Consider the following 10751-nt stretch of genomic DNA (forward strand, 5'->3'; position numbering starts at 1 on the left):
CAAGCGATTTGATTCCATCAAATCGCGCCCTGCTCTAGCCAGCTGGGTCAGGAGGCGCTTGCGTCCGCCTGACCGCCCAAGGTGTTTTTCCAGCGGGCTTCACGACGGAAAGGGCGAGAACGGCGGCGAGCACAATTAAGCCGCCCAGGGCGTGAAGAGCGACCGAGGATTTGAGCGCGCTATAAGCCGCGAGACTCTCGATCCCTGCGGCTGGATAGGCCAGGGCCGCGATGCCTGGCAGTTGAACGAGCAGCACCAGAATGGTGATGACGGTCAGGAGCAGCTTCACCAGCACCCAGTAGTGTTTCGTCAGACCCCAGTTTGTGGCGAGCGATTGAACGACGCCCGTCGCGAGCGCCGCGAGGCACAGAGGCAAGATCATCTGGGTCGCAAGGACAGCGAGCGCGCCGTCGTCGAAGGTCTCGGACGGAGATGCCCGCAGTCCGTTCAGCACGAGGAGCAGAAAGCTCGCGACTGCACCCATGCTGCCGACGGACGTCCCGACATGGAGGGTGAGAAGGGCCTTGCGCAGAGACGGCGACATTCCGCTTACGAGCGGCCCGGCTGATCGGCGGCGCCGGTCTGGGTCGCCGGTGCGAAATGCCGGCCGGGGCCATGCCCCGTTGCCAGCAGAGCCGCGACAGCCAGCGCCGCGACGGCGAGGATGGCGAGCGTCACTTTCACCCAATTGGGCATGGCTGAAGGGTCGGACCGTTTCACGCGTGCTCCCTTCGGCGGCTCGGCGGTGTTGGCAGTATCCCAACCGGCTCGGTCAAGATCGAGACCTGCCGGACGGACAGATCGATCGATCTGTCCGACGAGGTCGCCTTCCAGGCCCGTTGGCGGCGCGTTAGACTCGCTCATGGTCATCAATGGTGAAGCTCGGGGTCGTCAGACGCGGTTGAAGGTGCAGCACGCGCTGCGACACCTCACTCGCACGGCCCCCTACGACGCCATCACCGTCGAAGCCATTTGCCGCGAGGCGAAGGTAAGCCGCTCGACGTTCTATGGGCACTACGCAGGCAAGGACGCCGTGAAGGCAGCAGCCGTCGCCGCTCATCTCTCGGCGGACATCGAGAAAGCGCTGCGCACTGCGTCGGGTCTTCACCCGATCCTTGAGGCGTTGTTCGCGCATGCGCATCAACACCGCGCCCACTACGCAGCCATTCGCTCAGGGCCAGGTAAGATCGTGGCCCTGACAGCGATTGAGGCGGTGCTCGCCGAAGCGCTCGTGCGTGAATCCGGCATTCGTCGCCGCGCGAGCGAAACACGGATTCAACATCCTGCGGCCGTGAAATTTGCGGTGGCTGGCGTGCTCGGCCTTTTAATGGCCTGGCTGGATCGTCCTACGGATAGCGATCCTGAGGTTGTTGCGAGGCAAGCTTCCGAACTCGTCGCGAAAATCCTTCCCGTGATCTGAGGGATGCCGGGGCGAGGGGCGTATCCCCCTTAGAGAGCGCTGGCCGCCCAGCGCTCCGCACGGGGGCGCGCATGTATCCAGGCGATATCCGGCCGTTGACCTCGTTGCGGATCGCGGCCGCCCTGTGGGTGCTGGTCTACCATTTCAGGGACCATCTTGGCCTCGGCGTCGACCGCCTCGGCCTTGTGGCCAAGGGCTATCTCGGCGTCGATCTGTTCTTCATCCTCTCGGGTTTCATCCTCAGCCACGTCTATCTGAGCCGGGTGGAGGCGAAGCGCTTCAGCTACGGCTCCTTTCTGTGGGCGCGCCTGTCGCGGATCTACCACGTCCATCTCGTGACGCTGGCCGCGACGGTCGTCATCTGGCTGGTGGCGATGAAGATGGGCGCGCGCTTCGATCCCGTCGCCTTCGACCCCAAGGTCCTGCCGCAGCACCTGCTGCTCATCCACGCCTGGGGCGCGACGCCGTCGGTGCAGTGGAATTTTCCCTCCTGGTCGATCTCCGCGGAATGGTTCGCCTATCTGACCTTCCCGGCGGCGGCGGTCGTGGTTCTTGCGCTGCGCAGGTTTGCCTGGCTCGCCGTCGTGCTCTCGCTCGGCCTGTTTTTCGTGATGTTCTGGAGCGTGGAGTCGCACGGCCTGCCGCTCTCCGAAGTGACGCGGCTCGGCATCGTCCGGATCGTGCCGGCCTTTCTGCTGGGCGCGTCCCTCTACCAGCTGGGCCGGACCGTGGTCTTGCCGCGTGTTGCGGCCCTGTCGGGCGCCGCCCTCTCGCTCCTGTGGATCGCCATCGCCTCGTCCCTCGATCTGAGCGACGCGGTGATCTGGCCGGCCTTTGGTCTGCTGATCTTCAGCCTCGCCGAGGCCTCGAAGACCAACCCGCGCGGCATTCTTGGCGCGACCGCGCTCGTCTATCTCGGCGAGGTCTCCTACTCGGTCTACATGGCGCACCTGCCGGTCGACATCGCCTATTTCCACGCGCTTGACCGCATCGCGCCCAACCTCTCGGGCCTGGCCGCCTGGCTTGCCTGGCTGGGCGTGTTCGCCGCGACCCTCATCGCCTCGGTCGCCACCTATCATCTGGTGGAGAAGCCGGCGCGCAACTGGATGCGGCGGCATGATCCCTTCATGCGCAAACCGCCGGCCGAGCCGAGACATGAGCCGGTGATCTGATGCGCATGACCGGGCGACCTTTCCCGACCTTCCGAACCCGCCCTGGCGGGGCCCCGGTTGTGCGTGTTGCGTTGGGCGTGATCAGCGCTTTGATTTTGCTCACCGCCCCGCTTTGCATGGCCCAGGCGCAGGCCGATTGCAGCTCGATGGCGATGATGGAGGGCGATCATCAGGGCCATGACCAGAACGCGCCCGCATCGAAACCCGATTGCGCCGTGAGCTGCCGACTGGTCCCGCAACCCGGCGCGTTGATGGCGGTTCCCACGGCCGTCAGCTACGAGATTCACTACGAAACGGAGACGCACACGGGCGAGGGCATCGAGGTCGATCCCGCCGTGCCCCCTCCCCGATGGATGGTCTGAGCCAAGACATTCCATCAATCGACACAACAAGGACTGTGAGCATGAAACCTATCCTGATCACCGCCGGCCTGCTGCTGCTGGCCTCCGGGACGGCCGCTTTTGCGGCCTCGCCCGAGACCGTCATCCAGGCGTTGTCCTCCTGCTGCGAGGCCCTGGCGGCCTGCTGCAGCGGTGGAGCGCCCTGCTGCCCGTAGAGGGATAGCAGGCGTCAGCTAAGGGGAAGGCCCGTGTCGGCAACGACGCGGGCCTTCTTCGTGATGTTCAGACATCCGGGCCCGCCGCGCAGCCCTGGATCGGGATCAAATCAACGCCGTCAGATCGCCGTGGCGTGGCGGCCGGCCGCCCGGTCGAGGTGGCCGTCGAAGGCCGCGCAGACCGAGCGCAGCACCGGTCGTCCGGCCTCGGTCACGGTGACGCGAGGGGCCGCAGGTTGGCGAGCGAGCCGGCCAGGTCGGCCGGTGAGCGGCCATGGCGAGCGCAGACAGCGGCCGGGTCGACTGTCAGGTCGCACATCAGCCGCTCGATGATCTCGCCGCGGAAGCGGTCCTCCTCAGTCAGGACAACGCCCCGCGCGATCGGCAGGGCGCCGGCTCGCGGACAGGTCGGCCCCCGCCATCGCAGGCCGGAGCGGGGACGCCCTTGATCCAGGTCAAGCGCGGGAAGGCGCGCCATCCGACCGGCCTCAGGCGGCGGCCAGCCGCTCGGCGAAGGCCAGGCGGCGAGCCAGGACGGCCAGGGGCAGGGCCAGCAGGTCCAGCATCGCCAACAGGGTGGACTGGCCGACGTCCTCCACCGTCAGGGGTGACAGGATCAGGACGATGACGGCCGCCGATCCGGCCAGCGACAGGATGGCCGGCAGGCGGGCGCGCCAGGAGGCCAGCCAGGCCGGCGCGCTCAGCACGACCAGCGCCAAGGCCTGCGCCCCTGCCACGACCAGGAAGACGTCGAGCAGGCCGGGGCTGTCGTAGAGGCCAAGGAAGATCACCCGGATCCCCGCCGCGGCGGTCGCCAGGCTCCATAGGAGCGCGCTCCACCGGACGGCGACTTCCAGAGCGAAGCAGAAGCCGGCGATGGCCGCTCCGATCAGGCAGATCGCCAGCAGGACCTGGCCCCTGTCGTCGATGAAGGGCGCCAGCAGCATGGCCATGGCCAGCGCCACGATGACCGACAGGGAAGCCCTGCCGGCGGGGTGGGCGTGATCGCGAGGCGTGACCGCGACGCGGTCGATGAGAACGAGCAGCGAGCGCATGGTCTGCCTCCGGGTCAGTCGAGGGTTTCGAGGTAGGCGACGAGGTCGCGGACTTCGGTTGCGTCCAGGCCGGCTGGCCGCATCTCCTGGTGACCCAGGTCCGAGATCGCCAGCAGGCGATCTTCCAGCGCCGGCGCAGGCAGGTCTTGCGCCAGGACGCGGAACGGCGGCGCCATCGGCGCGGGACTGTCGCCGGTCGGCCCGATCGCGTGGCAGGCGGCGCATTTCTGCTGGGCGATCGCCAGACCGCGGCCGATCTCGACGCCAAGCCAGGCGACCTGCGGCGCCGGCGGCTGTGACGGCGGCGGCTTGGCTCCGCTTGCGCAGGCCGATGTCAGAGCAGCGACGAACAGGGCGGCGATAGGGTGAAGGCTGCGGGTCCTGTGGGGCATCGGGCCTCTCCTGCTTCGCGGACTTCGCCGCATGATCCAGCAGACCGCATCTGGCCCCTCGCCACCTTGACCTGGGTCAACTCGGAGCGGCCGGCGCGGACCGCGCTCAGTGCAGCGCAGGTGACGGCAAAAGCGGGCCGAACACCCGGAGGGGCCCGGGCTCAATGGCCGCCCGAGCCCTGAGGCGCCAACGAAGACCGCCCCGAGAAGCATCAAGCTCCCCGGGGCGTCTCGTCGGCCGGAATCGTCGGGGGGAGTGGTCCGGCCGACGATGCCTCAGGCCGACTTGCGGCGCTGCGCGATGGCCAGGCCGATCAGGGCGGCGGCCGCTGCGGCGGCGACGGCCGCCGTCACGCCTGGGTGCTCGCGAACCTCCTTGCCGGTCTTCTCGGCCAGCGTCCTGGACTGGACCTTGGCCTCCTCGACCAGGTCGACGGCCGCATGGGCCAGGGCCGAGCCCGTCTTGGCCATGGCGTCGCCGGTGTCCTCGCCCAGGTGCTTGGCCATCTTCTTGAGGTTGTGGACAACGACGTCGAAGGCGTCATCGACCTCACTGGCGACCTGCTTTGCGATCGACTTGCTCATCCGAGAATCTCCCTTTCTGCTGTTGAGGTCAGGCTAGGTCGGCCGGCTTCGGCGAACCTTGATCTGAATCAACCGGCGCCAGCAGACCGACCAGGTGCTCGGCGACGCCCGCCGGGCTGGAGACGCGCGGGCCCTGCCCACGAAAAGACATCTGAACAGAGTTTCACGGGACGCGCCGCCTGTCCGACCGCTAAAGTCGTCCTCGAACTCCGGAGCGTCCGATGATCCGTCCCCTGCTGGTGGCCCTGCTCGCACTCGCGTTCGCCCTGCCGGCCGCCGCCGCCAAGAAGCCCAAGGAGCCGGCGCCGTTGACACCCGCCCCGGTGGTCGCCGCCGAGCGGGCCTTCGCCGCCGATGGGCTCAGCATGGGAATCAAGCAGAGCTTTCTCAAGCACATGGCCGACGACGCCATCGTCTTCCAGCCAGACCCGGTGAACGCCCGGGAGGCCATCTCGGCCCAGTCCGACAAGCCCGGTCCGAAGCTGGAATGGTGGCCGACCTGGGCCGGCATCGCCGCCAGCAGCGACCTGGGCTTCACCACCGGCCCCTATGCAGTCGAAGGAACCCGGCGCGGCCACTACTTCACCATCTGGAAGAAGCAGGCCGACGGCTCCTGGAAGTGGCTGTACGACGGCGGGCCCAATAGCAGCGCCAAGGATGCCCCGGGACCAGGCGGCACGCCCGGCTACCTGATGGTCGCCAAGACCTCGGCCGGCGACGAGGCCACCGCCTTCGCCTCGGCCCAGGCCGCCGACGCGGCCCTCAACGCCGCCGCCGCCGAGGACGTCACCACCGCCTTCCTGGCCGTGCTGGTCTGCGAGGCCCGGGTGCAGGGTTCGACCGCCGCCCCGGCCCAGGGCTGCTCGACCTTCCGCGAGGAACTGGCCGCCCGTGGCAAGAAGATGAATTTCGCCCCGCTGGGCGGCGGCGCCTCCAGCGGCGGCGACCTGGCCTGGACCTATGGCTCGGTCGACTGGACCATCGCCGGCAAGGCCTTCCGCGGCCACTATGTGCGGGTCTGGCAGTACCGCACCGATGCCTGGAAGCTGGTCTTCGACCAGATCATCCAGGCGCCGCCCAGGACTCCGGCGGGCAAGAAGGGGTGACGTTTGGGGCCCGCGCCCCCATCTGCGGTGATCGACCCTATCAGGAGCCCACACCCCCCGTGACCGAGTTTTCGCCCCGCGAGATCGTTTCCGAACTGGACCGCTTCGTCGTCGGCCATGCCGAGGCCAAGCGGGCCGTCGCCATCGCCCTGCGCAATCGCTGGCGCCGCCGCCGCGCGCCCGAAGCCCTGCGCGACGAGATCACGCCCAAGAACATCCTGATGATCGGCCCCACCGGGGTCGGCAAGACCGAGATCGCCCGGCGCCTGGCCAGGCTGGCCCAGGCGCCCTTCCTGAAGGTCGAGGCCACCAAGTTCACCGAGGTCGGCTATGTCGGCCGCGACGTCGACCAGATCATCCGCGACCTGGTCGAAAGCGCCATCGCCATGGTCCGCGACAAGCGCCGGGCCGCGGTCAAGGCCAAGGCCGAAGCTGCCGCCGAGGAGCGCATCCTCGACGCCCTGACCGGCCCCGGCAGCACCGCCGCCCGCGAGAGCTTCCGCAAGAAGCTGCGGGCCGGCGAGCTGAACGACGCCGAGGTCGAGCTGCAGCTGGCCGACACCGCCAGCCCCTTCCAAGGCATGGACATCCCCGGCATGCCGGGCGGCTCGGTCGGCATGCTCAATCTCGGCGAACTGATGGGCAAGGCCATGGGCGGCCGCACCCGCACCCACAAGACCACGGTGGCCGGGGCCCACGCCCCGCTGCTGGCCGAGGAGAGCGACAAGCTGGTCGATCAGGAGGCTCTGACCCAGGAGGCCCTGGAGCTGGCTGAGAACAGCGGCATCGTCTTCCTCGACGAGATCGACAAGGTGGCCAGCCGCTCGGACCGGGCCGGGGCCGACGTCTCCAGAGAGGGGGTGCAGCGCGACCTGCTGCCGCTCATCGAGGGCACGACGGTGTCGACCAAATACGGGCCGGTGAAGACCGACCACATCCTGTTCATCGCCTCGGGCGCCTTCCATGTCGCCAAGCCCTCGGACCTGCTGCCCGAACTGCAGGGTCGGCTGCCGATCCGGGTGGAGCTGAAGGCGCTCAGCCGCGACGACATGCGGCGGATCCTGACCGAGCCGGAGGCCAACCTGGTCGTCCAGCAGCAGGCGTTGATCGCCACCGAGGGCGTCACCCTGACCTTCACCGAGGACGCCATCGACGCCATCGCCGACGCCGCCGTGGCGGTGAACGGCAGCGTCGAGAACATCGGGGCCCGCCGCCTGCAGACGGTGATGGAGAAGGTGGTCGAGGAGATCAGCTTCACGGCCGGCGACACCTCGAACGCGGCGGTGACGGTCGACGGGGCCTATGTCCGGGACCGGGTCGGGGCGCTGGCGGCGGACGCGGATCTGAGCCGGTTTATTCTGTAGAGGCGGGCGGCCCATCTCGCCGGTGAGCCATAATCCGGGGACACTATATAGATTTTCGCAATGCCCGCCGGCCGCCTCCCGGTCGAAAATCTATATAGTGTCCCCGGATTATGCGGCGCTGACGGTGGGGTCCGGGACAGGACGCACTCAGTACCGCTCCGCCCGCGCCCGCCTGATGGCGTCCCGCAACGCCTGCCCCAACGCCTCGCGCTCGGGCGGGCTGAGCGCCTTGCCGACGCTGTGGCGCTTGCCTGAGAGTCGCAGGCGGACCCGCATCTCATGCTCGCCGAGCGCCTCCAGGTCGACCGCGGTGAAGGCGGTCGGCGAGGTCCAGACGGTGCGGCTGCGCCCCTCGGTCTCCTCGATGACCTCGACCGTCTCGGCGCTGACCCGCAGCCGTTCGCGGCGGTTCAGGGCCCGGAAGCTGGCCTTCAGGGCGAACCAGACCAACACCACGTCGAGGCCGAGGAACAGCGGCGCCGGCCAGGCGCCGATGGCGAAAAAGAAGACGCTGACCAGGGCCGACATCCCGGCCAAGGCGCCGAGCACGACCTTGAAGCCCAGGCCGTTCATCGACCGGTTGGGCGCGATCACGGCATCCATGTAGAGGGCGGCGGCCATGGCCCGATCCTACGCCCTAGGGGCCCTTCAAGACAGCCTCTTGCGCCAGGAACAAAGATGGAACATTGTTCGCCATCTCCCCCTGGCCCCGCGTCATGCCGCCCAGCCTCGTCCTTTCCGTCCCCGCCGCCGCGAGCGCATGGCATAAGGCGCTGGTGACCGATTCTCCCACCCTCGACACCGCCCGCGAGACCCTGCGCCGGGTGTTCGGCCATGCCGAGTTCCGTGGCCTGCAGGCCGGCGTCATCGAGGAGGTGCTGGCCGACCGCAACGTCGTCGCCGTGCTGCCGACCGGCGGCGGCAAGAGCGTCTGCTACCAGATCCCGGCCATGATCCGGCCGGGCCTGGGCCTGGTCATCTCGCCGCTGATCGCCCTGATGAGCGACCAGGTCGCCAGCCTGCGCCAATCCGGCGTGGCGGCGGCGCGGCTGGATTCCAACATTCCCGTCTTCGAGCGACAGGAGATCTGGGAGAGCATCGACCGGGGTGAGCTGGACCTGCTCTACGTCTCGCCCGAAGGCCTGTCGTCGAACGGCATGCTGGAGCGGCTGGCCCGCCTGCCGCTGTCGCTGATCGCCATCGACGAGGCCCACTGCGTCAGCCAGTGGGGCCACGACTTCCGGCCCGACTACCGGCTGCTCGGCCGGCTGGCCGAACGCTTCCCCGGCGTGCCCCGCATGGCCGTCACCGCCACCGCCGACGCCCGCACCCGCGAGGACATCCGCAACCAGCTGAGCCTGCAGGACGCCGCCGAGTTCGTCGACAGCTTCGCCCGCCCGGAACTGTCGCTGAACGCCGAGCGCAAGGTCGGCACGGGCCACAAGCGGGTCTTGGAATTGGTTGGACAGCGGCCCGGCAAGTCGGGGGTGGTCTATGTCGGCAGTCGCGACGGCGCCGACGAGCTGGCCGGCAAACTACGCGACGCTGGCGCTCCCGCTATCCCCTACCACGCGGGGCTGGAGAAGGAGCTGCGCGGCCGGCGGCTTGAGGAGTTCCTGGAGGCCGACGCGGCGGTGATGGTGGCGACCATCGCTTTCGGCATGGGCATCGACAAGCCCGACGTCCGCTATGTCATCCACGCCGACCCGCCGGCCAGCATCGAGGCCTACTGGCAGGAGATCGGCCGGGCCGGCCGCGACGGCCAGCCGGCCGACGGCATCACCCTCTATTCCAGCGCCGACATGGCCTGGGCCTTCCGCCGGCTGGAAAGCCGCGACATGGCCCCGGAGGTCAAGCAGGTGCAGGGCCGCAAGATCCGGCAGTTCTACGGCATGATGGAGGGCACGGCCTGCCGGGCGGCGGCGGTGCGCCGCTATTTTGGCGAGGAGCGGGTCGAGCGCTGCGGCCAGTGCGACCTCTGCCTGTCACCGCCGGAGAGCATCGACGTCACCCAGTCGGCGTCGAAGGCCCTGGCGGCGACGCATCGGCTGGGCGGCCGGTTCGGGCGCGGCCGGCTGGTCGACCACCTGCTCGGCAAGACCAAGGATGTCTCGGATTTCGAGGCCGGGCTGTCGACCTGGGGCATCGGCACGGAGCTCAGCCAGCACGCCTGGCGCGACCTGATCGACCAGCTGCTGTTCGAGGGACTGCTGAAGGAAGACCCGAATGATGGGCGGCCACTGATCGGCCTGGGCGATATCGACGGGGTGCGAGCGGTGTGGAAGTCGGAGCGGTCGGTGCTGATCCGCAAGGACTCGACCCGCGCCGCGGCGGCCGGGAAGACGCGGGCGAGCAAGGGGCGCAAGGATGTGCTGGCGGCGCTGACGGCGGAGCAGACGGTGGTGTTCGAACGGCTGCGGACCTGGCGCAAGGATGAGGCGCAGCGCCAGCATGTGCCGCCGTATGTGATTTTCCACGATGCGACACTGGCGGAAATCGCCGTGCGGCGGCCAAGCACCTTGCCGGCGCTCGCCGCCGTCAGTGGCGTGGGCGAGGGCAAGCTGGATCGCTATGGCGAGCCTGTGCTGGAGGTCGTCGCTGGTCGCGCCAACGCGCTACCCGAGGCCTCGGCCCGTGCCCGCGTCCTGCGCCAGTCGATGAGTTCGCCGGAAGCCCTGCTCTGGACCGGACTGCGGTCGCGTCAGTTGGACGGATTGAAGTTCCGGCGGCAGCATCCGATGGGTATCTATGTGCTCGATTTCTACTGCCCGGCGGTGAAGCTGGCGATCGAGGTCGATGGCATCGGTCACAGCCACGGCCGGCGTCCCGAGGCTGACCGGCGGCGAGACGCCTGGTTTGCGGAGCAGGGCATCCGGACGCTCCGCATTCCCGCTCAAGAAGTCTTCGACGACATGCACGAGGTGCTTCACCAGATCTACCGGGCGGCTCGTGGCTGATCGCTCTCCGCCCCCGAGAGGGGGCGGAGGACGGTTCGGAGCGTCAGCGACGGACCAGGAGGCGGGGCCGCGCCGGCGGTGGAAGGCCAATCCCCAACCACCGGCGGAAACCCCCTCGGTTTGGCTCGCTTGCAGCGCTCGCCA

14 protein-coding genes are annotated in these 10751 nt (G+C 68.7%); 7 read left to right on the forward strand and 7 right to left on the reverse strand.

The annotated features are described in order from the left end of the window. Positions 1 to 34: 34 nt before the first annotated feature. The gene (locus tag AC1RSK_RS14430) at positions 35 to 544 is read right to left on the reverse strand and encodes a hypothetical protein (RefSeq protein ID WP_492908261.1); all 510 of its coding nucleotides are present in this window, start codon (positions 542 to 544) and stop codon (positions 35 to 37) included. Positions 545 to 549: 5 nt separating this feature from the next. Further along, entirely contained in the window at positions 550 to 870 is a 321-nt protein-coding gene (locus AC1RSK_RS14435) for a hypothetical protein (RefSeq protein WP_492908262.1), read from the reverse strand. Here AC1RSK_RS14435 and AC1RSK_RS14440 point away from each other — a divergent pair. The 4 genes from AC1RSK_RS14440 to AC1RSK_RS14455 all read left to right on the forward strand — a co-directional run bounded on the left by AC1RSK_RS14440 (position 863) and on the right by AC1RSK_RS14455 (position 3148). Next, the gene (locus tag AC1RSK_RS14440; RefSeq protein ID WP_492908263.1) at positions 863 to 1420 is read left to right on the forward strand and encodes a TetR/AcrR family transcriptional regulator; all 558 of its coding nucleotides are present in this window, start codon (positions 863 to 865) and stop codon (positions 1418 to 1420) included. The genes AC1RSK_RS14435 and AC1RSK_RS14440 overlap by 8 nt on opposite strands. Before the next feature lie 104 nt (positions 1421 to 1524). Further along, the gene (locus AC1RSK_RS14445; protein ID WP_492908264.1) at positions 1525 to 2592 is read left to right on the forward strand and encodes an acyltransferase family protein; all 1068 of its coding nucleotides are present in this window, start codon (positions 1525 to 1527) and stop codon (positions 2590 to 2592) included. Further along, positions 2592 to 2954, forward strand: coding sequence for a hypothetical protein (locus AC1RSK_RS14450; protein WP_492908265.1), 363 nt, complete (start codon positions 2592 to 2594; stop codon positions 2952 to 2954). Before AC1RSK_RS14445 ends, AC1RSK_RS14450 begins: the two co-directional genes overlap by 1 nt. 41 nt (positions 2955 to 2995) lie before the next feature. Beyond that, positions 2996 to 3148 carry a hypothetical protein gene (locus tag AC1RSK_RS14455; protein WP_492908266.1) on the forward strand — a complete coding sequence of 51 codons (153 nt, stop codon included), beginning with the start codon at positions 2996 to 2998 and terminating at the stop codon, positions 3146 to 3148. A 211-nt stretch (positions 3149 to 3359) separates the two neighbouring features. On the opposite strand, the gene AC1RSK_RS14460 is transcribed toward AC1RSK_RS14455, so the two are convergent. The 4 genes from AC1RSK_RS14460 to AC1RSK_RS14475 all read right to left on the reverse strand — a co-directional run bounded on the left by AC1RSK_RS14460 (position 3360) and on the right by AC1RSK_RS14475 (position 5180). Further along, positions 3360 to 3626 carry a hypothetical protein gene (locus tag AC1RSK_RS14460; RefSeq protein WP_492908267.1) on the reverse strand — a complete coding sequence of 89 codons (267 nt, stop codon included), beginning with the start codon at positions 3624 to 3626 and terminating at the stop codon, positions 3360 to 3362. Positions 3627 to 3636: 10 nt separating this feature from the next. Further along, positions 3637 to 4203, reverse strand: a complete 567-nt coding sequence (locus AC1RSK_RS14465; RefSeq protein ID WP_492908268.1) for a hypothetical protein — start codon at positions 4201 to 4203, stop codon at positions 3637 to 3639. 14 nt (positions 4204 to 4217) lie between these two features. After that, complete coding sequence (locus tag AC1RSK_RS14470; protein ID WP_492908269.1) at positions 4218 to 4595, reverse strand: c-type cytochrome; 378 nt, start codon at positions 4593 to 4595, stop codon at positions 4218 to 4220. A gap of 276 nt (positions 4596 to 4871) precedes the next feature. Continuing rightward, positions 4872 to 5180: a hypothetical protein gene (locus tag AC1RSK_RS14475; protein WP_492908270.1), complete on the reverse strand. Its 309-nt coding sequence runs from the start codon at positions 5178 to 5180 to the stop codon at positions 4872 to 4874. Between the two features lie 221 nt (positions 5181 to 5401). On the opposite strand from AC1RSK_RS14475, the gene AC1RSK_RS14480 reads away from it, so the two are divergent. After that, positions 5402 to 6286: a Cif family virulence factor gene (locus AC1RSK_RS14480; protein ID WP_492908271.1), complete on the forward strand. Its 885-nt coding sequence runs from the start codon at positions 5402 to 5404 to the stop codon at positions 6284 to 6286. A gap of 59 nt (positions 6287 to 6345) precedes the next feature. Next, positions 6346 to 7650 (forward strand): ATP-dependent protease ATPase subunit HslU, encoded by a 1305-nt coding sequence (gene hslU / locus AC1RSK_RS14485; protein WP_492908272.1) that lies wholly within the window; start codon positions 6346 to 6348, stop codon positions 7648 to 7650. Positions 7651 to 7797: 147 nt separating this feature from the next. Here hslU and AC1RSK_RS14490 read toward each other — a convergent pair whose 3' ends face one another. After that, a complete protein-coding gene (locus AC1RSK_RS14490; protein ID WP_492908273.1) occupies positions 7798 to 8271 on the reverse strand; it encodes a DUF2244 domain-containing protein in 474 nt (157 codons plus the stop codon). 155 nt (positions 8272 to 8426) lie between these two features. Between AC1RSK_RS14490 and recQ the strand changes: the two genes are divergently transcribed. Further along, the gene (gene recQ, locus AC1RSK_RS14495) at positions 8427 to 10607 is read left to right on the forward strand and encodes a DNA helicase RecQ (RefSeq protein ID WP_492908274.1); all 2181 of its coding nucleotides are present in this window, start codon (positions 8427 to 8429) and stop codon (positions 10605 to 10607) included. The last annotated feature ends 144 nt before the right edge of the window (positions 10608 to 10751 follow it).

This window comes from Caulobacter sp. GW821-FHT11A05 (assembly GCF_058809015.1).

Bases quoted from the DNA above. Each gene is read 5' to 3' on its own strand.
- AC1RSK_RS14475 (WP_492908270.1), bottom strand. From the start codon at position 5,180: ATGAGCAAGTCGATCGCAAAGCAGGTCGCCAGTGAGGTCGATGACGCC.
- AC1RSK_RS14430 (WP_492908261.1), bottom strand. From the start codon at position 544: ATGTCGCCGTCTCTGCGCAAGGCCCTTCTCACCCTCCATGTCGGGACG.
- AC1RSK_RS14450 (WP_492908265.1), top strand. From the start codon at position 2,592: ATGCGCATGACCGGGCGACCTTTCCCGACCTTCCGAACCCGCCCTGGC.
- AC1RSK_RS14470 (WP_492908269.1), bottom strand. From the start codon at position 4,595: ATGCCCCACAGGACCCGCAGCCTTCACCCTATCGCCGCCCTGTTCGTC.
- AC1RSK_RS14490 (WP_492908273.1), bottom strand. From the start codon at position 8,271: ATGGCCGCCGCCCTCTACATGGATGCCGTGATCGCGCCCAACCGGTCG.
- AC1RSK_RS14465 (WP_492908268.1), bottom strand. From the start codon at position 4,203: ATGCGCTCGCTGCTCGTTCTCATCGACCGCGTCGCGGTCACGCCTCGC.
- AC1RSK_RS14480 (WP_492908271.1), top strand. From the start codon at position 5,402: ATGATCCGTCCCCTGCTGGTGGCCCTGCTCGCACTCGCGTTCGCCCTG.
- AC1RSK_RS14455 (WP_492908266.1), top strand. From the start codon at position 2,996: ATGAAACCTATCCTGATCACCGCCGGCCTGCTGCTGCTGGCCTCCGGG.
- AC1RSK_RS14460 (WP_492908267.1), bottom strand. From the start codon at position 3,626: ATGGCGCGCCTTCCCGCGCTTGACCTGGATCAAGGGCGTCCCCGCTCC.
- AC1RSK_RS14440 (WP_492908263.1), top strand. From the start codon at position 863: ATGGTCATCAATGGTGAAGCTCGGGGTCGTCAGACGCGGTTGAAGGTG.
- AC1RSK_RS14435 (WP_492908262.1), bottom strand. From the start codon at position 870: ATGACCATGAGCGAGTCTAACGCGCCGCCAACGGGCCTGGAAGGCGAC.